This window comes from Rhodococcus sp. I2R, assembly GCF_020889545.1.
Classification (GTDB): Bacteria; Actinomycetota; Actinomycetes; order Mycobacteriales; family Mycobacteriaceae; genus Rhodococcoides.
The window spans coordinates 167,894-190,045 of sequence record NZ_JAHUTG010000002.1 but is presented as its reverse complement, the minus strand read 5'-3'; the positions used below and the strand labels follow the sequence as shown (position 1 = coordinate 190,045).

26 protein-coding genes are annotated in these 22,152 nt (G+C 64.8%); 10 read left to right on the top strand and 16 right to left on the bottom strand.

Going from position 1 to position 22,152, the window contains the following annotated elements; translation table 11 throughout:
* Window position 1 precedes the first annotated feature (1 nt).
* The 5 genes from KVY23_RS02575 to KVY23_RS02555 all read right to left on the bottom strand — a co-directional run bounded on the left by KVY23_RS02575 (window position 2) and on the right by KVY23_RS02555 (window position 3,957).
* Window positions 2–1,111: a BMP family protein gene (locus KVY23_RS02575; RefSeq protein ID WP_230555185.1), complete on the bottom strand. Its 1,110-nt coding sequence runs from the start codon at window positions 1,109–1,111 to the stop codon at window positions 2–4.
* Window positions 1,112–1,279: 168 nt separating this feature from the next.
* Entirely contained in the window at window positions 1,280–1,762 is a 483-nt protein-coding gene (locus KVY23_RS02570; RefSeq protein WP_230555184.1) for a YbjN domain-containing protein, read from the bottom strand.
* Window positions 1,759–3,084 carry a D-inositol-3-phosphate glycosyltransferase gene (gene mshA / locus KVY23_RS02565; protein WP_230555183.1) on the bottom strand — a complete coding sequence of 442 codons (1,326 nt, stop codon included), beginning with the start codon at window positions 3,082–3,084 and terminating at the stop codon, window positions 1,759–1,761. Before mshA ends, KVY23_RS02570 begins: the two co-directional genes overlap by 4 nt.
* Before the next feature lie 34 nt (window positions 3,085–3,118).
* Window positions 3,119–3,490, bottom strand: a complete 372-nt coding sequence (locus tag KVY23_RS02560; protein ID WP_230555182.1) for an alpha/beta fold hydrolase — start codon at window positions 3,488–3,490, stop codon at window positions 3,119–3,121.
* Window positions 3,433–3,957 (bottom strand): alpha/beta fold hydrolase, encoded by a 525-nt coding sequence (locus KVY23_RS02555; RefSeq protein ID WP_230555181.1) that lies wholly within the window; start codon window positions 3,955–3,957, stop codon window positions 3,433–3,435. The genes KVY23_RS02560 and KVY23_RS02555 overlap by 58 nt, the downstream gene beginning before the upstream one ends.
* A 58-nt stretch (window positions 3,958–4,015) precedes the next feature.
* Between KVY23_RS02555 and KVY23_RS02550 the strand changes: the two genes are divergently transcribed.
* Window positions 4,016–4,771 (top strand): SDR family NAD(P)-dependent oxidoreductase, encoded by a 756-nt coding sequence (locus tag KVY23_RS02550; RefSeq protein WP_230555180.1) that lies wholly within the window; start codon window positions 4,016–4,018, stop codon window positions 4,769–4,771.
* Window positions 4,772–4,873: 102 nt separating this feature from the next.
* Here KVY23_RS02550 and KVY23_RS02545 read toward each other — a convergent pair whose 3' ends face one another.
* The 3 genes from KVY23_RS02545 to KVY23_RS02535 form a co-directional block, all read right to left on the bottom strand.
* The gene (locus KVY23_RS02545) at window positions 4,874–6,076 is read right to left on the bottom strand and encodes an Ig-like domain-containing protein (protein ID WP_230555179.1); all 1,203 of its coding nucleotides are present in this window, start codon (window positions 6,074–6,076) and stop codon (window positions 4,874–4,876) included.
* A gap of 42 nt (window positions 6,077–6,118) precedes the next feature.
* A complete protein-coding gene (locus KVY23_RS02540; protein ID WP_230555178.1) occupies window positions 6,119–7,669 on the bottom strand; it encodes an MBL fold metallo-hydrolase in 1,551 nt (516 codons plus the stop codon).
* Window positions 7,670–7,761: 92 nt separating this feature from the next.
* Window positions 7,762–8,778: a UDP-N-acetylmuramate dehydrogenase gene (locus tag KVY23_RS02535; RefSeq protein ID WP_230555177.1), complete on the bottom strand. Its 1,017-nt coding sequence runs from the start codon at window positions 8,776–8,778 to the stop codon at window positions 7,762–7,764.
* A 56-nt stretch (window positions 8,779–8,834) separates the two neighbouring features.
* On the opposite strand from KVY23_RS02535, the gene KVY23_RS02530 reads away from it, so the two are divergent.
* From KVY23_RS02530 to KVY23_RS02520, 3 genes are read left to right on the top strand one after another with little or no spacing between them, the layout of a single operon-like run.
* Window positions 8,835–9,341, top strand: a complete 507-nt coding sequence (locus tag KVY23_RS02530; RefSeq protein ID WP_206509304.1) for a DUF2505 domain-containing protein — start codon at window positions 8,835–8,837, stop codon at window positions 9,339–9,341.
* A 15-nt stretch (window positions 9,342–9,356) separates the two neighbouring features.
* The gene (locus KVY23_RS02525; RefSeq protein WP_075839179.1) at window positions 9,357–9,860 is read left to right on the top strand and encodes a DUF2505 domain-containing protein; all 504 of its coding nucleotides are present in this window, start codon (window positions 9,357–9,359) and stop codon (window positions 9,858–9,860) included.
* Window positions 9,835–10,641: a class I SAM-dependent methyltransferase gene (locus KVY23_RS02520; RefSeq protein WP_374108685.1), complete on the top strand. Its 807-nt coding sequence runs from the start codon at window positions 9,835–9,837 to the stop codon at window positions 10,639–10,641. The genes KVY23_RS02525 and KVY23_RS02520 overlap by 26 nt, the downstream gene beginning before the upstream one ends.
* Here KVY23_RS02520 and KVY23_RS02515 read toward each other — a convergent pair.
* Complete coding sequence (locus KVY23_RS02515) at window positions 10,638–11,222, bottom strand: type IV toxin-antitoxin system AbiEi family antitoxin (RefSeq protein WP_230555176.1); 585 nt, start codon at window positions 11,220–11,222, stop codon at window positions 10,638–10,640. The genes KVY23_RS02520 and KVY23_RS02515 overlap by 4 nt on opposite strands.
* Window positions 11,223–11,346: 124 nt before the next feature.
* Here KVY23_RS02515 and KVY23_RS02510 point away from each other — a divergent pair, with 124 nt between their 5' ends.
* Window positions 11,347–12,081 carry a DUF2993 domain-containing protein gene (locus tag KVY23_RS02510; protein WP_230555175.1) on the top strand — a complete coding sequence of 245 codons (735 nt, stop codon included), beginning with the start codon at window positions 11,347–11,349 and terminating at the stop codon, window positions 12,079–12,081.
* A gap of 103 nt (window positions 12,082–12,184) precedes the next feature.
* Here KVY23_RS02510 and deoC read toward each other — a convergent pair whose 3' ends face one another.
* Window positions 12,185–12,847, bottom strand: coding sequence for a deoxyribose-phosphate aldolase (deoC, locus tag KVY23_RS02505; protein WP_206509303.1), 663 nt, complete (start codon window positions 12,845–12,847; stop codon window positions 12,185–12,187).
* A 44-nt stretch (window positions 12,848–12,891) separates the two neighbouring features.
* On the opposite strand from deoC, the gene KVY23_RS02500 reads away from it, so the two are divergent.
* Together KVY23_RS02500 and purU are read left to right on the top strand one after the other, a co-directional pair.
* The gene (locus tag KVY23_RS02500; protein ID WP_230555174.1) at window positions 12,892–13,746 is read left to right on the top strand and encodes a class I SAM-dependent methyltransferase; all 855 of its coding nucleotides are present in this window, start codon (window positions 12,892–12,894) and stop codon (window positions 13,744–13,746) included.
* A gap of 13 nt (window positions 13,747–13,759) precedes the next feature.
* Window positions 13,760–14,644: a formyltetrahydrofolate deformylase gene (purU, locus tag KVY23_RS02495; protein WP_230555173.1), complete on the top strand. Its 885-nt coding sequence runs from the start codon at window positions 13,760–13,762 to the stop codon at window positions 14,642–14,644.
* 7 nt (window positions 14,645–14,651) lie between these two features.
* Here purU and KVY23_RS02490 read toward each other — a convergent pair whose 3' ends face one another.
* The 5 genes from KVY23_RS02490 to KVY23_RS02470 form a co-directional block, all read right to left on the bottom strand.
* Window positions 14,652–15,680 carry an alpha/beta fold hydrolase gene (locus KVY23_RS02490; protein WP_075839175.1) on the bottom strand — a complete coding sequence of 343 codons (1,029 nt, stop codon included), beginning with the start codon at window positions 15,678–15,680 and terminating at the stop codon, window positions 14,652–14,654.
* 26 nt (window positions 15,681–15,706) lie between these two features.
* Entirely contained in the window at window positions 15,707–15,973 is a 267-nt protein-coding gene (locus KVY23_RS02485; RefSeq protein WP_075839174.1) for a DUF2516 family protein, read from the bottom strand.
* Window positions 15,974–16,061: 88 nt separating this feature from the next.
* Window positions 16,062–16,844 (bottom strand): heparin-binding hemagglutinin, encoded by a 783-nt coding sequence (locus KVY23_RS02480; RefSeq protein ID WP_230555172.1) that lies wholly within the window; start codon window positions 16,842–16,844, stop codon window positions 16,062–16,064.
* Window positions 16,837–17,373, bottom strand: coding sequence for a helix-turn-helix transcriptional regulator (locus KVY23_RS02475; RefSeq protein ID WP_083667694.1), 537 nt, complete (start codon window positions 17,371–17,373; stop codon window positions 16,837–16,839). Before KVY23_RS02475 ends, KVY23_RS02480 begins: the two co-directional genes overlap by 8 nt.
* Window positions 17,374–17,479: 106 nt before the next feature.
* Window positions 17,480–18,733, bottom strand: a complete 1,254-nt coding sequence (locus KVY23_RS02470; RefSeq protein ID WP_187346739.1) for a DUF445 domain-containing protein — start codon at window positions 18,731–18,733, stop codon at window positions 17,480–17,482.
* A 128-nt stretch (window positions 18,734–18,861) separates the two neighbouring features.
* Between KVY23_RS02470 and KVY23_RS02465 the strand changes: the two genes are divergently transcribed.
* On the top strand, window positions 18,862–19,623 hold the full coding sequence (locus KVY23_RS02465) for a TetR/AcrR family transcriptional regulator (protein ID WP_230555171.1): 762 nt from the start codon (window positions 18,862–18,864) through the stop codon (window positions 19,621–19,623).
* Here KVY23_RS02465 and KVY23_RS02460 read toward each other — a convergent pair.
* Window positions 19,620–19,787 carry a hypothetical protein gene (locus KVY23_RS02460; RefSeq protein WP_158050636.1) on the bottom strand — a complete coding sequence of 56 codons (168 nt, stop codon included), beginning with the start codon at window positions 19,785–19,787 and terminating at the stop codon, window positions 19,620–19,622. The two genes, KVY23_RS02465 and KVY23_RS02460, sit on opposite strands and share 4 nt — an antisense overlap.
* A gap of 82 nt (window positions 19,788–19,869) precedes the next feature.
* Between KVY23_RS02460 and KVY23_RS02455 the strand changes: the two genes are divergently transcribed.
* Together KVY23_RS02455 and KVY23_RS02450 are read left to right on the top strand one after the other, a co-directional pair.
* Window positions 19,870–20,856 carry an iron-siderophore ABC transporter substrate-binding protein gene (locus KVY23_RS02455; protein ID WP_230555170.1) on the top strand — a complete coding sequence of 329 codons (987 nt, stop codon included), beginning with the start codon at window positions 19,870–19,872 and terminating at the stop codon, window positions 20,854–20,856.
* A 57-nt stretch (window positions 20,857–20,913) separates the two neighbouring features.
* Window positions 20,914–22,137, top strand: a complete 1,224-nt coding sequence (locus KVY23_RS02450; protein WP_230555169.1) for a lipase family protein — start codon at window positions 20,914–20,916, stop codon at window positions 22,135–22,137.
* Window positions 22,138–22,152 lie beyond the last annotated feature (15 nt).

Genomic DNA, 22,152 nt, shown 5'->3' with positions numbered 1-22,152 from the left:
CTCAGCTGGGTGAAGAGGGCGACTCGACGGTGATGGAACCGTCGATGATGCCGGCTTCGATCTCGTCCAGCTCGTCCTGCAGTGCCGGGTCCACCCTCGACTCGAAATCGTGGAACGGGGCGATACCGACGCCTTCGTTCTCGAGTGTGCCGACGTAGGGCGAGTTGTCGAACTCGTCGCTGCCCGAGGTGGTCACCACCTCGTCGACGCTCTCCTTCAGACCCTTCATCGCCGAGGTGAGCACGAGGTCGCCCACCGACGGGTCGGATTCGAAGACATCGGCGTCCGCGCCGATCAGCGCGACTGGACGCGAGGAGTCGCGAATCGCCTGCGCCGCACTCTGATAGATAGGCCCGCCGACCGGGAACACCACGTCGGCGTTCTGATCGATGAGCGCCTGCGCTGTGTTCTTCGCGACGGCGTTGGCCTCGAATCCGCCGGTGAACGAACCGTTCTGGGCTGCGACGTCCCAACCGATGACGCGAACGTCCTCGCCCTTGCTCTCGTTGAAGTAAGCGACGCCGTCGGCGAATCCGTCCATGAAGATGGTGACCGTCGGGAGCTGGGCGCCACCGAACGTTCCCACCACACCGGTCTCGGAGTAGCTGGCCGCTGCATAACCCACGAGGAACGCGGACTGCGCGGCGTCGTAGGTGAGCGGCTTGACGTTGGGAAGGTCGATGCTGGCATCGTCGATGATCGCGAAGTCGATGTCCGAGTTGGCCTCTGCCGCAGCCTTCGTCGCGTCGGCGAGATCGAAACCGACCGTAAGGATCAGTGAGCAGCCCTGATCGATCAGGTTGGAGATGTTGGGGTTGTAGTCCGTCGGAGAAGCGGACTCGACCGTGATCGGCTCGACCCCCAATGCGTCGGAGGCCTCGGTCAGACCTTCGAAGCTGAGCTGGTTGAAGGATTTGTCGTCGAACCCGCCGGCGTCGGAGACCATGCACGGCTTGAAGTCTGAGGAAGCCGTGGTCTCGGCTCCGGATTCACTGTCCTCGGGTGCCGAACCGCAGCTTGCGACAAGTGCGAGTGCACCGAGCGAGGCAATTCCGCTCACCGTCACCTTCCGGGAGAACAACGTCCGACTCTGTAGACGGGTGACGGTCAAGAGTTCCTCCAGTGTTGTACAGACAGGTGTTGTACAGAACAGGTGTTGTACAGACAGGTGTTGTGCAGATGGGTTTACCCGCCTCGTGAACGAGCCGTATTCGTGCGCGACCAGTTTTCTCTGAGTGCGGACGCTACCCCCAGCCCGGGATGTCCGCATATTTTCAGCTCACGAAGGAATGAGATGCTCGAATGCCTGGAGGTTGGCCAGAGATTCACCGCGGGACACGCGCCAGGCCCATTCCCGTTTGATGGACTCGGCGAAACCGAGTTCGAGCAGCATGTTGAAGTCGCCGTCGGCGGCCTCGAGCACCTGCCCGAGGATGCGGTCGATTTCGTCACCTGTCACCGCATGCAGCGACAGGCGTCCGACGAGATAGATGTCGCCGACCTTGTCGATGGTGTAGTGGACGCCGTAGAGCCTGCGATTGCGTCGGAGCAGGTACCGGTAGACACCCTCGAAGTTCTCGTCGGGTTTGCGGCACACGAACGCCTCGATGCGGACTCCGTGATGGCCGACTGTCAGCATCGTCGTCGTCTTCAGTTTGCGCTCGCCGGGCAATTCGACTACGAACGAGTTCTCGCCTTTACGTTGGTAATCGAGCTCACGTTCGCTCAAAATCGAGTCGATGAGTGTGACAGTCTCGCTCATGCAGTGACTCCTTTTCGTCGTAGCTTCGAAAGACCGCGCGTGCGCCGAGGCGAGAATTCACTCGGCGCCTCATGCCGGTCGAAATGGGATTTCGCGGCACGGTAGCTTCCGATAAGGCCCTCGGCGGTGTGCTCCCAGGAGAAGTCCGCGGCGTGTTCGGTTGCAGCGGAAGCCATCCGGGCCAAAGCTTCGCGGTCGCGAACCATCGCCGACAATGCCGTTGCCCAATCCTCGGTTCGATGGCCCTGAACCAGCACCCCGGTCTCGCGCGACCGTACGGCCACGCCGAGCCCGCCGACATCGGCCGCGATCACCGGGGTACCGCTCGCCTGGGCTTCGATGGCGACAAGCCCGAACGACTCGTTGTAGCTGGGGACAGCCACCACATCGGCGGCCCGGTAGATCTGCACCAGCTTCTCGGACGGCTGCGGCGGCAAGAACGTCACGCGCGCAGTGATGCCCAGCTCGGCGGCGAGTTCGATGAGACTGTCAGGCCGGTCGAGACCACTTCCCGACGGTCCTCCGACGACAAGGACACGCAGCGGTATGCCCGGCTCACGCACGAGCAGTTCCGCGGCGGCGCGCAGCAGCACGTCGGGCGCCTTCAACGGTTGGATTCGGCCGACGAACGCCACGACGGTCTCGCGCGGATCGATGCCGAATTCGGCGCGGGCAGCGAGCTTGTCTCCGGGACGGTACCGACTCAGGTCGGCGCCCGGTGCGACGACGTCGATGGCATCGGGCAACGCGCCGTAGATCTCGATGAGCTGCTTCGCCTCTTCGGCGGTGTTGGCGATGAGGCGGTCCGCTTCGGCGACGACCTGCTGCTCACCGATCTGCCGTGCTGCCGGTTCCGGGGCGTCCCCTACTGCGAGAGACGCGTTCTTCACGGCTGCGAGTGTGTGGGCCGTGTGTACCAGCGGCACGCCCCACCGATCGCGAGCCAACCAACCGACCTGGCCCGAGAGCCAGTAGTGCGAATGGATGATGTCGTAGTAACCGGTGGCATGGCGCGCTTCCTCGCGGAGAACGCCCGCAGCGAACGCACAGAGTTGCGTCGGCAGATCCTGTTTCTCGAGGCCCTCGAAGGGGCCGGCCACGATATTGCGCACCAGAACGCCGGGGGCTGCCTCGCGCACCGGCTCGTCCGACGAGGACGTGGCGCGGGTGAAGATCTCCACCTCGATACCGCGTCTGGCCAGTTCTTTCGCGCTCTGGAGAACGTAGACGTTCATCCCGCCCGCATCCCCCATCCCGGGCTGGGCCAGCGGGGAGGTATGCAAAGACAGCACCGCGACCCGGTTCAACTGGCGATCACTCACCGTTCCAGTCTGCACTCTCCCACCCTACGGACGTTCACAGCCCCTCGACGAAGTCCGATACCTCACGCGCGAAGCGGTCGGGGTCGGCGACGAACGGACCGTGGTCGACGCCCTCCCAGTACGACTCGGTGACCTGCGGGATCAGCGAGGCAGCGTGCCGTCCGGCAGCGACGTCGACGACGGTGTCCTCGGTGCCGTGCAGCACGAGCGTCGGCACGTCCAGCGCGCTCAACACGTCGTCGTGCGAGGCCGTGCGATCGAACAAGGCTGCGCGAACACGGGGAGCCGTGGACAGTGTGGCGCCGAACAGGGCCTGTGCCTGCGCACCCTTTCCCTCTACCGGGCCGGTCAGCGCGAGCCCGAAGCTGCCGAGCGCCTTGATCGCGGTACGCGGCTCCTCGGCCATCGCCCCGGGGATCGCCGCGCGCATGGCTGTGCCGACGCGTCCCCCGGCCTCGCCGCGGCCGATGCTGGTGATGGCACCGACCAACACCAGACCCGCCACCGCGTCGGTTCCGTGCTCGGCGAGGTAGTCGCGCAGATGACGAGGCCGCCGTAGGACCAGCCGAGCAGTACTGCGTCGGCGGTGATGTCCTCCGCGGTCAACACTGCATGCACGTCGCCGGCCCAGATCGCGGAGTCCGCGTATCCGCTTTCCGGCGCATCGGAGTAGCCGTGCCCACGAAGATCCACCGCAATCACGCGGAACCTCGTCGCCAATTCGGCGAGGAGTCCATCGCCCCAACATGCCGAAGACTGCGCCCATCCGTGCACCAGCACCAGCGGCCGGTGAGATGGATCGCCCGATACTCGGTAGACGACGTTCGCCCCGTCGATGCCCTGCGCCTGCCGTACCGGTCCTGTTTGTGCCATGACGTTCATGATGGACGGTGACCCCGGCGCATCTGCAGCCGGGACTAAGATCTTCGACATGGCATTGTCAGAACAAATCTCCCCCGACGCCCGCATAGCCGTCGTCACCGGAGCCAGCTCGGGCATCGGCGAGGCCACCGCTCGCCAGCTTGCCGAGCAGGGCTACCACGTCGTCATCGGTGCCCGTCGCGTCGACCGGCTCGAAAAGCTTGCCGACGAGATCGGCGGCACCGCTCTGCAACTCGACGTCACCGACGAGGATTCGGTGGCAGCCTTCACCTCCGTCATTCCTCGGGTGCACGTTTTGATCAACAATGCCGGCGGCGCCAAGGGTCTCGCTCCCGTCATCGATGCAGATCTCGACGACTGGCGCTGGATGTGGGAGACCAACGTGCTCGGCACGCTGCGCGTGACCAAGGCGCTGCTGCCCAAGCTCATCGACTCCGGTGACGGACTCATCGTGACGGTGACGTCGGTGGCCGCGTTCGAGGCGTACGACAACGGCTCGGGCTACACCTCCGCCAAGCACGCGCAGGCGGTGCTGCACCGGACGCTGCGCGGCGAACTGCTCGGCAAGCCCGTTCGGCTGACAGAAATTGCGCCTGGCGCCGTGGAGACCGAGTTCTCACTGGTGCGCTTCGATGGGGACGAGTCCAAGGCCGGGGCGGTCTACCAGGGCATCACCCCGCTCGTGGCGAGCGATATCGCCGAGGTCATCGGCTTCGTCGCTTCCCGGCCCTCGCACGTCAACCTGGACCAGATCGTCATCAAGCCGCGCGATCAGGCCGGTCCGGGGCGCTTCGCCCGAGGGTAGGCGCCTAGCGGCGCATGTGCGTGGAAATACATAGAGGGCGGGAGCGCAGCCTGCGTAGTGACCCAGGTTCGCAGTGTAATTCCACGCACATGCGCGAAGCGCCTACAACGCCGACATCGACTCCCACGTCGGCCAGTCGATGGCCCAGTCGTAGAGGTCGCCGTCGGCCGCGGACAGGTCGATCCGAGTTCCGGACACTTCCACCGGGTCGCCGTACAGCGCAGTCTGGAAATACTCCTGGGCATCGGCGTCGGAGAGATTGATGCACCCGTTGGTGACGTTGGAGGCGCCCTGCACCCCCGTCGTCAACGGGTTCGCGTGAATGAACTCGCCGTTGTTGGAGATACGGACGGCCCAGCGTTCACGCACGTTCTCGTAGTACGGCGGGTTCGACATCAGAAAATCCTCGTGCTTCTCGGTCACCACGTGAATGCCGCTCCGAGTGACGTTGCGGTCCTCGTTGCCCTCGCCGTAGCTGACCGGGATGTCCAAGATCGTCTGACCGTCACGGACCACCAGCATGCGATGACTCGTGGCGTCGGCGATGACTACCTGACTGCGGCCGATCGAGAAGTCCAGCGTCACATCGTCAGCGCCGTACACCCCGCCGCCGTAATCGACGCCGTACAGTTTCGCGACCACCGACACCGTCGTGCCCGGCGCCCAGTAGTTCGTCGGCCGCCAGTGCACTCGCGAGCCGCCGTCGTCGGGGAGCCAGGCCCACGCGCCGGGCGTCGGCGGGTTGGTGGTCACCGTCAACGCCTGCTCGACGGCAGCCTTGTCCTCGATCGCGGAGTCGAACTTCAGGATGATCGGCGCCGCGATCCCCACTTCCTGACCGTCGCCGATGTTGGTGCTCACCGAGCTGCGGCTCTCAGGAGTGACCGTGGTGAAGCTGCCGTCCACCGGGACGGTCTTGCCGTCGGTGCCGACGGCGGTGCCGGTCCAGGTGTACATCGAGCCGTACCCGAGGGGTTCGGTGATGGTGTACGACGCCTGCTCCGGTGCCAACTCTCCCTGCACGAGCTTGCCGTCGGGATTGGTGAGCGCGATCTCACGCAATGTTCCGTCTGTCACCGTCACCGAGATCGGGGCGACGGGGCCGACGTCGACGGCTCCGGCTGCCGGGTTCTGGGTTACCACGGCCACGGGAGACGCCTCAGCGCTCGGGCCTGCGCCACCCGGGGACGTGCCGCCATCGCCGATGGTGCACCCGGCGATCAGAGCTGCCACCGCCGCGATCGCCGCCAGCAACAACCAACGAGTCCGCTTTGTCCGTTCTACCTGCGCATACACGTGTTCCAAGGTACCTGCGGAGAATCAGTGAGCCTCAATCGAGAACATTTCTCACACCTTCGACGACCGCAGTTCGTGCCCCTTGGAGGTCAGGCACCGTCCGGTGTCGAGGTTCCAATCCCAACCGTGGAGGTTGCAGGTGAGTTTGTTGCCCTCGATGATCCCGAACTTCGACAGGTCCGCCTTCAGGTGCGGGCAGCGACGCTGAATCTCCCAGCCGTCCTTGACGATGGTCGCGGTGTCGTCGTGTGCCTCGGCGAACCAACCGTCCGCGTAGGCGATGCGCTCGTCGGTCAAGCATTTGAAGAACGTGTAGAGGAACTCGTTGTAGCCGCCCACACGGCGAGCGCGGAACCGCGTCGAGAGGAAGATCGTGTTGACCCAGTCGGGTTCTCCGTCACGCACCACGGTGCGAACCAGTTCGGGGGCGATGGTGAAGCTGTATCGGAACCGTTCGTTGGCGATGGGTTCGCGCACCATGCGCTTCGGGAAATCGAGCACGACGGTCTCCGCGCCGAGCATCAGCGCGACGGGATAGCCGATGCCGTCGCAGATCTGATCGGTCTGCGCCATGATCGGCTCGAACAGCTCCCGCAGCGGCTCGAGCAGCGGCTCACCCTCGGCAGGGGCCCAGGCTGCCTTCTCGGCCGCGATCACGTCGGCTTGGCGCTGCGCGTACGCCTCGATGTAGTCGGCTTTTCCGGTGGTGAAGATAGCCTCGACCTCCGCGACGGGCAGCGGGTGCTCGTGCGAGAGCAGCTCGCTACCGTCGAAGGTCGACGTGGTGCCGGGCATCATCAGCAGTCCACGGTCATCACCGTTGCGACGCATCTGGTCGAGGAAGACCATCTGATCCGGGAAGATGTTCGCCGGGTCCTCGTAGACGTCGTTGAGGAACCGAAGTTCGTCGTCGAGGAAGCAAGGCGGGCCGGCCGACGGAATCACCCACGTCGCACCGATCTGATCGATGTATTGCCGTGCGCGGTCCATCCCGCGCTGGCGCTTCTGCTCACCGAACGACTTCTTCGCGCGTTCGACCATGTCGTAGACCATCGGGTACCAGATAGCGCCCGAGTACTGCAGCATGTGCACGTCGACGTGACCGAATTGCTCGGTGAGCACGTCCAGGTCCACCGGCCGCGCATCGTTCATGTTGAAGGCGACGGTCTTGCCGTCGGAGACAACCAGACCGGAGTCTCCGATGGGGCCGTCGGCGGGCGCTCGCAGCGCGATGATCATGATGTCGAGATCGCCCTTGGGCCCCGATAGGCGGTGCTTGACCGAGTCGGTCGTTTCGAAGAACTTGTGAAACCCGAGCTTTTCGAGTTCGCGCTTCAAATCCGGGACCGGGTAATCCGGCAACAGCACTGTCGTGTCCTTGTCGATGAACTCGGCCAGGTGTTTCGGATCGAAATGATCTTTGTGCAGGTGCGAGACGTACAGGTAGTCGCAGTTGCCGAGGGTGTCCCAGTCGAGCTGCGAGTTGTCGGGGAACGGGAACCACGAGGTGAAGTAGGCCGGATTGACCCAGGGGTCGCACAGAATGCTGCCCGCTGCGGTCTCGATGTGAAATCCAGCGTGCCCGACGCTTGTTACCTGCACAGAACTTCTCCTCATCTGTGAGTGGTTTTACATAGCCCTGTATGTATTTCCACTCACATACATAAATTTCGATGGTAGGCCCACCGACCGACTCAGGTCAGCGAGCAGCCGACCAAATCGCATTCCGGAACCAAGGTGATTCCGAACTCGGCCCGCACACCGTCGCGGATGTGCGAGGCCAGGGCCATGACGTCGGCCGTGCTCGCTCCGCCCCGATTGGTGACGGCCAGCACGTGCTTGGTCGACAGCGCAACCGTGCCGTTGCCGAACTCGGTTCCGAAACCGTGCGCGAAACCGGCGTTCTGGATGAGCCAGGCCGCGTGGATCTTGATGCCCGACGGGTCCGGATACTGCGGAGCTCGCGATGCCTTCTCCGGAACCTCGGCGAGAACCGGGTTGAGAAAGAACGACCCGACGCTCCAGGTGTCGTGATCGGCCGCGTCGAGGACCATGCCCTTCTGTCCACGCAGGTCGAGAACTGCCTCGCGAACATCTTTCGCCGGCACGGTGTCCCCGATGGTCACCCCCAGGCGATCCGCCAGACCCGCGTACCGAACGGGGTCCGAAACCGTCGAGCGGCGCAGTGCCATCGTCGTGTCGAGAATGACGTAGCGCATCGAATGCTTGAACACCGACTGCCGATGCAGCCCGAACCCACATCGATCGGGCCCCCACACCTCGATGCGGCCGCTCTCACGGTCGTACACGGTGAGCTCACGCAGCACATCGGAGGTGACGGTCCCGTAGGCACCGACGTTCTGCACCGGCGTCGCTCCGGTCAGACCGGGAATGCCGGAGAGCGCTTCGAGGCCGGCGAGCCCCTCGTCGAGGGAGGCAGCGACCACGGGATCCCACGGTTCGCCGGCGGCCACCCACATCGAATCACCGTCGATCCGTGTGCCAGAGGTCTCCACCTTGATCACCAGGCCGTCGAAACCGGTGTCGGCGACGACCAGATTGGAACCGCCTCCGATCAACAGCACAGGCGTGTGCGCTGCGTCGGCGGCGCGGACGAGCGATACCAACTCGTCGGACGTTTTCGCGACGGCGAACTCGCGGGCCGGGCCGCCTACACGCATCGTGGTGAGCTCGGAGATTGCGGTGGGCACGGGGGCCCAGCCTACCGGTGATCCGAGTAGGTCGGAGCCACCGGTACCCTGCGCGTATGCCTCGTCCCATCGCGCACAGCGCGCCCGTTCCCGCACCCGTCCACAAGGTGCACGCCGCGCTCGTGTCCGAGCAGTACTGGATAGACCGCATCGTCGAGATCGGCGGCCCGGACGCCAAACTGCTCAGCGTGACCGCGCTCAACGGGACCATCAGCATCGTCATGTCGCAATCGGTCCCGGAGGAAGAACTGCCCGCCGCGGTCACCGCGTTCAAGAAGGGTCCGCTGGTCATCGAGCGCACCGAGTCCTGGGGTCCGCTCGGCGGCAATCGCGCGGAAGGCAAGTTCGGCGCAACGGTCGAGGGTGCGCCTGCTGTCATCTTCGGCACCACCCTGCTCGTGGGTAACGAGGCGTCGGCGACGATGTCGCTCTCCGGCACCACCGAGGTCAAGGTGCCCATTTTCGGTGGGAAGATCGAGGCCATGATCAGCGAGCAGGTTCTCGAGCTCATCGACTCCGAGCACGACTTCACGGGCAACTGGATTGCGAAGAACCTCGGGTAGGTAACCTGGCTCACTATGGCGCGCCGAATGAACTACTCAGCCCGGTTCACCTACTCGACCGAACAGGTGTACGCCGCGTTGTCCAGCCGCGATCACTGGGACGCTCGCATCGAGGAGATGAAGAAGTACTCCCACAACGAGCTCATCAGCTTCGAGGTCGGTGAGTCGGGAATCGACGTCGTGATGCACCACATCATTCCCAAGACCGAACTGCCGGACATCGCGCAGACGGTGATGAAGAAGGACATGATCATCACTCGCAACGTCCACATCGACTCGTACTCCGAGGAAACGACCGGGCATTACGACGCCTCCATCCCTGCCGGGCCCGGCAGCCTCAAGGGCGTCACCTCGCTTTTCCCCACCGCGACCGGGTCGACGCTGCGCACCTCCTCCGAGGCGAAGGTGTTTCTCCCCTTCATCGGTGGAAAACTCGAACAGCTCATGCTCGTCAACCTTCGAGACCTCTGGCGCGGCGAGGGTGAAGTGACGGCTGATTGGCTTGAAAAGAACGCCTGACTTTTCGCGACCGGTCGGCACTATCACTCGCGGGACCACCGGTATCAACAGGCTGCGACGCAGCGATCGCTGGCTCGTGCACAGCCCGCAGATTCGGCAGGCCCTCGCACGTGCCGACGATCCCCACGTCGTCGATCTCGGCTACGGGGCCCGGCCCGACACCACCCTGGAACTGGCGCGCAGGCTCAGGACGATCCGGCCGGACCTGCGTGTCACGGGCCTCGAGATCGATCCGGCACGGGTGGTCCCGTCCACCGAGAACGTCACTTTCGCCCGCGGCGGTTTCGAACTTGGCGGCCTGCGCCCGAATCTCGTCCGCGCGTTCAACGTCCTGCGGCAGTACCCCGAGGATGCAGTCCCCGACGCCTGGTCGCGCATCCTTTCCGGGCTGGCCCCCGGCGGGCTGCTGGTAGACGGCACCTGCGACGAGCTCGGGCGTCGGTGCGCGTGGATTCTGCTCGACGCCTCCGGGCCGATCTCACTGACGCTGGCGTGGGACCCGTTCACCGTGCATACCCCGTCGGACATCGCGGAGCGCCTACCCAAGGCACTCATCCACCGCAACGTCCCGGGCGAGAACATTCACGCTCTGCTGCAGTCCGCGGACCGCGCTTGGTCCAACGCTGCGCCGCTGGCACCGTTCGGCCCCCGACTGCGATGGCGGGCCGCACTGAAGCAGCTGGCGGCCACCGGTACCCCCGCGGTGGTGCCGCGCCGAACCCAACGCGACAACGTCCTCACCGTTCCCTGGTCGGTCGTGCAACCTCGCACCGAGCGCTAGGTACAGGCAGACAGAGCCAGCTCCACCCGTTCCGCGACACGTTCGGGGCAGCTCACCGCCTCGGTGTAGAGCAGCCCGGCGTCGGCCCGCCCGATGGCTACGGCGTCACCGACCACCTCGTCGAGGGTCACCTGCGAAATTCCCCCGGCGGCAAGATCGAGGACCGTTCGAACCGGAGTTGTGATTCGAAAGGTCCCCGTCGACTCCACGTCGCGCGCACTGAGCTGCAATCGATGCACTGCCAGTCGCGTATCGGTCAGGCGCAGATTCGTGTGGGCGGACACGTGCACGAACTGCGGGTGCAGATGTCCGAACCCATGGAGTTCGGCCGCACTCTGGTGCGAAATCACAGCCTCACCGCCGAACCACGCACACCACATCGCGAACTTCTCGAGGTCACTGTGCGGCCACCCGGCGAGGCGATACAGATTGCGCTCCACCCGGGTCCAATCACCCGCGATCAGACTGGCGTGCACACCAGCCTGATCGAAGCCCAATTCCCCCGCCTGTTCGGTGGTGAAGTAGCCGTCCTGGCTCGTCGCCAGCCGGTGCAACTGCTCGGTCGACCGTGTCGAACTCATGCAGACCAGAATACGACACAATGTGTTACACATCACAATAATTGGGCAGGTCGTTTCGGCGGCGACGCTCCGACGATTCGAGATTCACAGAGCTCTTTCAGACTTATCGGGAAGACTGCCACGAATGACTCGTCGCAAAGCTCCCATGATCGCGGTTCTGGTGGTTCTCGTCCTCGTCGCCGCACTGCTGGGCGGAGAACTCTACGTCCGTCAACAGATCAAGTCCTGCCTCGCCGGCCAACTCGAGAACGAACTGGGCAGCGAAGTCGAGGTCGGATTGGGCTGGAAACCGATCCTGATCTCCCTCGTCGACAAGCAGGTCTCCTCGGTCACCCTCGACAGCAACGACGCGCGGTTCGGCCCCGCCGTCGACATGACGGTCAGCGCGGAGGTCGAGGACGTCGATCTCGAGCAATCGGCAGAGTCCGGCGGCACCATCGGCAGCTCGAACGCCGACATCGCATGGTCCACCGAAGGAATCGCGGCAACGCTGCAATCACAGGGCATCGGCGGCCTCGTCTCCGACGTCACCTCCGACGCATCCACGGGGACGCTCTCCTTCGCGATCGGCGGCCTCGCGCAGCTCACCGTCGAACCGACGGTCGCCGGAGATCGCGTCGACGTCCGGACAGTCGATGCATCGATCCTCGGCCTCGGCATCCCGACGGACCTCGTCGACAGCATCGTCGGAATCCTGTCCGACAGCCTGCAGCAGTATCCACTCGACATGACACCGACATCCCTCACGGTCACCGACACCGGAATCGAGCTGCAACTCGAAGGCGGCGCGTACGTGATTCCGCCGCGACAAGCCGATCAGACGGTGGAGGCACCCGAGGGCTGCGGTCTGCTCGCCTGAGCGAAATCTAGCCCGATAGCACTTGGAAATGGGTCATTCCGCAGGCTCCACTCCCTCGACCAAATGGGTCATTCCGCAGGCTCCACTCCCTCGACCAAATGGGTCATTCCGCAGGCTCCACTCCCGCGAGCACAGCTCGGCTGCCGGACAGCCCCAACCGGGTAGCACCCGCCTCGATCATCGCCAGGGCGGCATCCGTGGTGCGGATGCCGCCGCTGGCCTTGACCCCGAGCCTGCCACCGACTGTGTCGGCCATGAGCCGGACCGCCTCGACGCTCGCCCCGCCCGCCGGGTGGAAGCCCGTGGACGTCTTGACGAAGTCGGCGCCCGCCTTCTCCGCAGCCAGACACGTTTCGACGATCGCCTCGTCGGTCAGCGCGGCCGACTCGATGATGACCTTCAGAACGGCGGTCGGGCCCATCGCCTCACGCACGGTGAGGATGTCGGACAGCACGGCGTTGTAGTCACCGGCGACCGCAGCTCCGACGTCGATCACCATGTCGACCTCGTTGGCTCCCTGATCCACTGCAAGTCTCGCTTCGGCACCCTTGACAAGCGAATGATGTTTGCCCGACGGGAATCCCGCCACCGCTGCGACGACGAGTCCGCCGGCCCGCACCGGCAACATCGACGGCGAGACGCAGACCGCGAGGACACCGAGAGCGAGTCCCTCCTCGATGAGCGCGGTGACGTCCTGCGGTGTCGCTTCCGGCTTGAGGAGTGTGTGATCGACCATGCGGGCCAGGGCGCCCCGTGTGAGTGACATGTGACCACCCAATCACAGGCCCGCCGCGGCTAAGCTCAGCGGTTATGTCCGATTCCCGTATCGCCGAGACATTCCAGTCCACGAGCGAGTATTTCGACGCTGTCACTCCAGTCGTGTGGGGCCCTGCTGGGCAGGCCCTGACATTCGCGCTTGGTCTCACCACAGGGCAATCGGTGCTCGACGCCTGTGCCGGGTCGGGTGCGTCGGCGCTACCTGCGGGGCGGGCCGTCGGGCCCAGCGGCGTCGTGCATGCAATCGATCTCGCCGACGATCTCCTCGAGCTGGGCCGCGCGAAGGCGGCGGCGTCCGCGCTGCGCAACATCGACTTCGTGTGCGCCGACGCAACGGAATGGGAGGCGCCGGACGCCATTGGCGACGGGTACGACGCGTTGGCCTGCTCGTACGGCATTTTCTTCCTCCCCGATATGGAAGCGGACTTCGCACGCCTGGTGGGCCTGGTTCGGCCCGGTGGCCGAGTCGGGGTGACAGTGTGGCGCAAGGGCGCACTCGAAGAATTCGGGCGGGCATTCTTCGAGGTCGTCGAAGAGTTCGCATCCGCACGCAGTCCGGAAACTCATGCTCATCACGGCCCGCTCTCCGCGGAGGACTACCAGCGCCATCCCATCAGGCGCGTGGAGACACCCGCCAGGCTGAGTACCTGGCTCGAGCACGCCGGGTGCACCTCGGTACAGGTGAGCGAGCTGTCCAATTTCATTCCCGTCACCGCGGACTTCGCCTGGAATCTCATCCTGGGCAGCGGTTTCCGCGGCGGGCTCAGCGGGTACGACGACGCCACCCGAGAGTCGATCCGAGTCCGGTTCCTCGAACTGCTGACCGCCCGCGGTGTGGATTTCGTCGACGCCACGACACTGGTCGCAACAGGCGAACGGGCGTCCTGAGAGAATCGGCGTCATGAGTTCAGGTATCGCCGACGACCACCGCTACGTTCTGTCCCTGGGATGCCCCGACCGCACCGGCATCGTGGCCAGGATCTCGACATTTCTGGCCGATATCGGTGGCTGGATCGTCGAAGCGGCGTACCACGCCGACCCGGACACAGGTTGGTTCTTCACCCGCCAAGCGGTGCGCGCCTCATCCGTGGGCATGAGCATCGACGAGTTGCGTTCGAGGTTCGAGCCCGTCGCCGCGGACATCGGCCCGGATACCGAGTGGTCACTGCACGATTCAGGGGAGAAGAAGCGTGTGGTGGTGCTCGTCAGCAAGGAGGCCCACTGCCTCCACGACCTGCTGGGACGGGCTGCAGGCGGGGAGCTGCCCGCGGAGATCTCGGCGGTGATCGGTAACCACAAGTCGCTCGAACCCGTTGCCTCCGCGCACGGAATCCAGTTCCACCACGTCGAATTCGCGAAGGATCCGGCCGAACGCGCGCCGGCATTCGACGAAGTACGCTCCCTCGTCGATTCCTACGACCCGCACGCGGTTGTCCTCGCACGGTTCATGCAGGTCCTCCCCGAGGAGCTGTGCAAACACTGGTCCGGACGCGCACTGAACATCCACCACAGCTTCCTGCCGTCGTTCGTCGGTGCGCGGCCCTACCACCAGGCGTTCGCACGCGGCGTCAAACTCATCGGCGCAACGTGCCACTACGTCACGGCCGAACTGGACGCCGGGCCCATCATCGAGCAGGACGTCATTCGTGTCGATCACGCCGACGAGGTCGCCGACATGGTCCGTCAGGGGCGTGACATCGAAAAGCTGGTGCTCTCACGCGGGTTGCGCTGGCACCTCGAAGACCGAGTCCTCGTACACGGAAGCAAGACCGTCGTCTTCAGCTGATGCGGCCTCAGCCCAAGCCGCGAAGCCGGGCAACCTCGGTGTTGAACTCGTCGATGGCCTCGACCGAGGTCATGTGCCCGATGCCGGGGATCTCGATGAGCTTGCTCAGGTGATCGTGCGCGTCCAGCGCCTGCGCGAGCTTGCGGGCGTGCACGGGGGGCGTTAGGCGGTCGGCGGACCCGACGAGCACCGACGTGGGCACACTCATGTTCGCCAGGGCCTCGTAGATGTCGAGATCGGTCAGTGCCGCGCCCCAGATGCCGCGGGTCTGCGGTTTGCACTCGAGCACGATCTTCTCGCAGAACGCGACCTCGGCCTGTGTCGAACCCGGAGCCATGGACACGTACTTGATTGCCTGACGGGTCACCGATGACGGTCGCAGCGGCACCGCAGAACCCAGGAGCCGGCGTCCTACAGGCACCGGCACCCGCGGGAAGCGCTGCGGTAGCGGGATCACCGTCGTTTCCCTGACCAAGGAGTCCGTCGCCGTGCTCGCCAGCAGCACGGCACTGACGAGGAGATCGACCTGGTCCGGGTAGCGGCCCGCCCAGGCCATGATCGACATGCCACCCATGCTGTGTCCGACGAGGACGGCTTTGTTGCTCTCGCGCACCGTGGCGGCGAGGACGTCGGCGAGGTCGTCGGCGAGTACGTCCGGCCCCAACGGCCGTGTCCCGACGTCGCTACGACCATGGCCGCGCTGGTCGTAGACGATCACCTGGTAGTTCTCGGCGAACGCGTTGATCTGCGGAATCCAGTAGTCGGCCGAACACGTCCAACCGTGGCTGAACACGATCGGCTGCCCCTCGGGATCACCGTACACGCGCACGTGCAGTTCGGCACCGTCGTCGGTGACGACCGGTACCAGGCGGGCGTCGTGCGTGGGCGCAGACAGCAGAGCGTTGCGCGGGGCCTCGGTGGTCTTGGTGAAGGACCGCTGCTGCCGGCGGCGGAGCATGAACGCCCCGACTCCCGCCGTGGCTGCCAGCCCTCCGATTCCGAGAAGTGCTCCCCGTGCTGCTCTCCGTGTGACCACGTATATCTCTCCTTGGTTGGGTCGGTTTACCAGCGTGGGCCGCGTTGAATCGCGTCGACCTTAGGTCGTACGTCGACCAGGTAGACACATACCGCGACGACGCCGATGACCCACAGGAAGATGATTCCTGGTCCGACGATCATAAGTAGTGTGGCCACGCCCAGGATTCCCAGCCAGGCCGGCTTGGTGAGTTTGCCGACTGCGGGAAACGCGTCGGAACGCTGACGCACAGCGTGGAACAACGCTATGACAGCGCCGACAAGCGAGATGAGCTGCAGTATCCAGAAAGCCATGGCCTGCGCGCTGTAGACGGTTTGCACGACCCCATACTACGCAAAACGGCCCCCGCACTGTGAGGTGCAGGGGCCGTGAAGCTCACGTTCAGCGAGTGGTCTTCTTCGCCGGTGCTTTCTTGGCCGGAGCGGCGGTCTTCTTCGCAGCCGGTGCCGGTGTGGCCTTCTTGGCCGGTGCGGCCTTCTTGATGGGCGAACTGTCGGTGCCGCGGGTCTTGGACTCGACCTTGCCCGCCTGGCCGCTGACCTTGTCCGAGGCCGAGGTGGCTGCTTCCTTGGCGTCCTCGCCGGCCTCGTCGATCTCGTCGGCGAACTCTTCAGCGGACTCGCGAACCTTGTCCGACGCCACGCCTGCAAGTGCTGCGGCGCGCTCGCCGACTGCGCGGGTCTGCGACGCCACGGTGCCCAGTGCCTGCTCGGTCAGATCGACGACGTCGTTTGCTGCCGCATTGGCGCGCTCGAGGCCTTCTTCGATGGCAGGTGTACGCCGGATGCGCTCGACTGTTTCTTCGCCGCGCTCTGCGAGCGAGGTGTACAGGTCCGATGCGACCTTCAGGTATGCCTCGGCAACCTTGCGCAGTTCCTCGGGGGTGAAACGCTCACGGAGGTCGGCGATCTCGTCGGGCAGCTCGGCGGGCAGAGCGGTCAACCGCTCGCGAAGGGATTCGACACCCTCGGTGACGTCCTCGGACAGGTCGGCGATGCGAGCGCGAGCGGTATCGACACGCTCGGTCACCTCACCGCCGCGGGTCTCGGCGCGCGAACGCACCTGCGCGACGACGTCGGCCACTGCCTGCACGACCGCGTCACCGGCGCCGACGGCTGCGTAGATGGGTGTCCGGACGTTGTCGAAGTTCTTGGGGTCAGTCATGGAAAAACTCCTGATGAGTGATTGGCGGTTCGCTGCTGACATCTTGCGGTGCCGACACCGGCGGTGTGGTCTCGGCCGTGTTCTGCGTCTGCTCGTTTTCACGACGGAACGAGTCGTAGATCTCCATCAGCACGTGCTTCTGTCGTTCGGTGATCTCTGTGTCGCCGAGCAAGGCATCTCGAACTGGACCGTGCGGACGTTCTTCCAAGAACCCGGCCCGTACGTACAACGCTTCCGAGGACATTCGCAGACCCTTGGCGATCTGCGTGAGCACCTCTGCGGATGGCTTCCGCAACCCGCGCTCTATCTGGCTCAAATACGGGTTGCTCACCCCCGCCCTCGTCGCGAGTTGCCGCATCGAAACCTGGGCAGCCTCGCGTTGGCTGCGGATGTAACTGCCGATATCCGACGCCGCAGTGGTCACGACACTCGCGACGAGATCACTCGCCTCGGCTACGACCTCCGTTGCCTCGGACACTTTGGCGACTATCCCCTGACTGTCGATCTGATCATCGTCTTTTGGGGTCATGCTCACCACTCGATCCGTATCTCGAAACTTGCGGTTCCGGCGTACGGGCAAGACGATACCGAAGGGTGCTAGCTATAGCAAGCACTCTGCTAGCGCTGGTCTCCGGCTACCCGAAGATCAGATCGGACACCGTGTAGATCGTCAGACCCGCCAGGGCGCCGACGACTGTGCCGTTGATACGGATGAACTGCAGATCCCGACCCACCTGCAGCTCGATCTTGCTGCTCGCTTCCTCGGCGTCCCAGCGGGCGACCGTGTCGGTGATGATCGTGGTGATCTCGTCGGCGTAGTTCGCCGCCACGTACCGAGCGCCGCCGAGCAGCCAACCGTCGACCTTGTCGCGCAGTACGTCATCGTCACGGATACGCGCGCCCCAGCTCTCGACGTTCTCCTTGATCTTCACCCGCAAGGTGCTCGACGGGTCGTCCACCGATTCGGTGATGAGTCGCTTGGCTACCTTCCACGTCGCGGCGGCGAGGCTGGTGATCTCCTCGCGGCCCATGATCTGCGACTTGAGCGATTCGGCCTTCTCGATGGTTGCCGGATCGTGCTGCAGATCGTGGGCATAGTCGACGAGGAACTTGTTGGCGGCCAATCTCAGTTCGTGCTGCGGGTTCGAGCGGACCTTCCACGTGAATTCGACGATCTCCTTGTAGATCTTCTCGCCGAGGAGTGTGTCGACGAACTTCGGCGACCACGTCGGCGAGTCACGGGAGATGACGCGGTCGATGGTGTCCTGACTGCTCAGCGCCCACTGGTGCGCGCGTTCGGCGAGCATGTCGATCAGCGGGAGCTGCCGGTTCTCCTTGATCAACTCGTCGAGCACCCGTCCGATGGGCGGCCCCCACTGCGGATCGGCGAGCCTGCGCACGATGGTGTTGTCGATCACCTGCGTGATGTCCTCGTCGTTGAGCACGCCGACAACTCCGTGCAACAGCGTCGACGATTCGGCGGCAACGCGTTCGGCATTGCGAGGTTCGGCCAGCCACGTGCCCAAGCGCAGCGGAATCTGCGCCGACTGCACCTTCTCCGACACCACGTCGGGCGCGAGGAAGTTGTCGCCCACGAACGATCCGAGGCTCGTCCCGAGCTGATCCTTCTTCTTTCTGATGATCGCGGTGTGCGGAATCGGAATGCCCAAGGGGTGCTTGAACAGAGCTGTCACCGCGAACCAGTCCGCGAGTCCACCGATCATCCCGGCCTCCGCGGACGCGCGCACGTAACTGACCCACTCGCCTGCGCCCTGCGACTCCTGCCAACGGCAGAAGAAATAGACAGCCGTTGCGAATGCGAGGAACCCTGTCGCGACGAGTTTCATCTTGCGGAGATCGCGCCGCTTGGTGGCGTCGTCGAAATTCATCAGTTGCACACCGCCATTGTGCCTGCGCCCGCGAGCCCCTCCACCGCCCGACGCGCTGCGCGCGAGCGAGGCTGCGGACGCCTAAGCTGATCCACGGAGCAGTCGACGATGGGATACGGCGGGCACACGTGGCAAGTAATGCAACATCAGAGGGCACGAGCGACACGAAGTCGGAGGCCAAGACGGAGAAGCCGGACGGACGGAAACGGCGCTGGCGCGAGCACAAGATCGCGCGTCGCGAGGAACTCGTCGACGGCACCCTCGCAGCAATTCGGCTGCGCGGCCGTGACATCGGGATGGACGAGATCGCGTCGGAGATCGGTATTTCCAAGACGGTTCTCTACCGCTACTTCACCGACAAGAGCGATCTGACGACCGCAACGATGAGCCGGTATGTCGAGACGACCCTGGCGCCGCGGATCTACCTCGCCATCTCGGAGCAGCTCGACGAGTACAGCCTCACCCGAGCGGTCATCACCGCATACGTCGAGACGGTCGCCACCGACCCCGAGGTCTACCTCTACGTGATGTCGAACAACGCCAACAGCAACCGGGACGTCGTCGCCGAATCCGAACGCATGATCGCGGAACTGCTCGCCACCGTGCTCGGTGAGCGCCTGCGCGCCCGTCAGATGGATTCGGGTGGTTCGGTGCCGTGGGCGTTTGCGATCGTCGGCGCCGTCCAGCTGGCAACGCACTGGTGGATATCGAACAAGTCGATGTCGGCCGAGGACCTCATCGACTACCTCAGCATGATGACCTGGGGCGGAATCCACGGCGTGGCGATGGCAAACGGCTCACCCGCGAAGTTCAACTCTCAGCCCCACCCGCTCGTCGACGAACAGGCGCGCGAGGAACGGGCAAGCCAAGAGCCGGGGACGGCAGACTAGCGCTCGTCCTCGGGGTCGATGGGGACCTCGATGTGCTGTTCGACGACGTCGGCGGGATCAGCTTCCGTGGGAATCGACAGCGGTTCGTCGGACTCCTCGCGGGTGGCCTCGAGCCGATCCTCGATCGATGTTTCCGGGCTGGGTTCTGTGTAGTCGGCTGCCATACATCCGAGCCTACTCACGAGAACCCGCTCTGCAGGCAGCGCACAGGTTCCCCAAAACCGCCGACATAGGTTAGCTTTACCTATGCGCAAATCCCGTCTCTCGATTCTCGTCCCAGGTCTGGCCCTCGTCGCCGCACTGACCGTGTCCGCGTGCACCAGCTCGGACTCGGCTTCCGATACCGACTCCGCATCGCCCGGGGGTGCCACCGTCAGCACGATCTTCGGCGAGGTGACCGTGCCCGAGGACCCGCAGCGAGTCGTCGCACTCGGTTGGTCCGACGCCGAAACCGCGCTCGCGCTCGGCGTGCAGCCGGTCGGCGCGAGCGACTGGCTCGGTGTCGGCGGCGACGGCCTCGGCCCGTGGGTCGAGGATTCCTACGACACACCCCCGACGATCATCGGCACCAACGAGATCTCGATGGAATCGGTGGCGGCGCTCGCGCCCGATCTCATCCTGTGGACCCGCAGTAGCAACGAGCAGGACATCTACGACGAGCTCTCCGAGATCGCTCCCACCGTCGCCGCACCCGAGGGCACCGACATTGCCTACGGCACCAGCTGGGACGGCCAGACCGAGCTCGTTGCCCAAGCACTGGGCAAGGTGGACGAGGGCCGCCGGCTCATCGACGAGACCGACGCGGCCTTCGATGCAGCGGTGCAGGCCAACCCACAATTCGCCGACAAGACCGTCGCCGTCGGCACCGTGTACAGCGGCCAGCTCGGCGCCTACGTCGACGGAGACGTACGGGTCGATTTCATGAAGCGACTCGGATTCGTCAACGACGCCGAGATCCAGGAACTCGCGCAGGAAGGCCGATTCTCGGTGAATCTGTCGGCGGAGAATGCGTCCGTGCTCGACGCCGACCTGACTGTCATGTTCCCGATCGGCGACACCGCCGAGGTCATCGAAGGCGATCCCTCCATCCAGAATCTCCCCAGCGCGCTCGATGGCCGACTGGTGGTCCTCGACGATCAGGTTCTCAGCAACGCGTTCTCCAGTGCCTCGGTTCCGGGGACCCTGTACGCGATCGAGAACGCTGTTCCACTGTTCGCAACGCCGCTGCAGTAGCCAGCGGTCGCGCTTGGCCCGAGGTGCTTTGATTCTCGACGTGCTTTGATTCTCGACGTGCAAGCCCTTACGCGTGGACGATCCCGAGGAACTACGACGGCTGTTGCGAGCGCATCGGTCGTCATCTGCGCCGCGCTCGGTGCCTGCGCCACCGACACGACAGCACCCGCCTACTCGACGTCACCACCCACGGCCACCGACGAGGCCGTCGCGGCGCGCGGATCTATAGTGTCGACCTCGACCGACACCGAGTTCGATCCGAACGACTTCCCCGACGGCACCGTCGCCGCCACTTTCGTCTACAACTCGATATCCGGCGTCACCGGTGAATCCACGAAGGTCACCGGCGCCCTGTTCGTGCCCGGTGACCCCGCGCCCGCAGAGGGTCACCACGTCGTCGCCTACGCGCACGGCACCGTCGGCATCACCCCCGGCTGCGCACCGACGGAGTCGAGCGAGCTGGCCGGTGACGCCGGTGCGGTCTCGTTCCTGCTGCAGCAGGGATATGCCGTGGTCTACACCGACTATCAGGGATTGAGCAGCAGCGTCGACTCCCCACCGCATCCCTACCTGGAGCCGCGGACCGCTGGATTCAACGTCATCGATTCCATACGCGGCGCCCGCAACCTGGACCCGAGTCTGTCCACACGATGGGTTGCTGCCGGAACGTCTCAGGGCGGACATGCAGCGTGGGCCGCGAACGAATACAACGACCTCTACGGCGATGGCCTCGAACTTCTGGGAACGGCAGTTCTCGCGCCCGCGCTGGACGTCTCGCCCGTCGTCGCGCTGGCCCAGACCTCGACGCTTTCCGGTGGGCAGCAGGCGCTGTATCCGGTCATCGTCGAGGGTGCGGCCGCCGTCGATCCGTCGATCGAACCATCCGAACATTTGCACGGATTGCTCGGCGAGCGCTCCGCGGAACTCGGCTCCTGCGGCCCCGAAGGGATTGCGGCTCGCTCAGCGGTGGCCGGGCGAATCGACGCCGGCGACACCACTGCAACGGACACCGAAGCAGCCGGCCAACTCACCATGCGGTTGCAGGACTACGCACTGCCCAAAGCCCCTTCGTCGGCACCGATCCTTGCCGTCTACGGAGACGCTGACGACATCGTGCGACCGGCATGGACCGAGGACGCACTCGGACGCGCATGCGAACTCGGCGACACCGTCCTCCGAGTCGAACTCGAAGGTCAAGGACACTCGGTCGACCCCGGCCCCCTGCTCGAGAACTGGATCGCCGACCGATTCGCGGGTGCGCCTTCACCGAACAACTGCTGAGCGGCGGTTATGGTC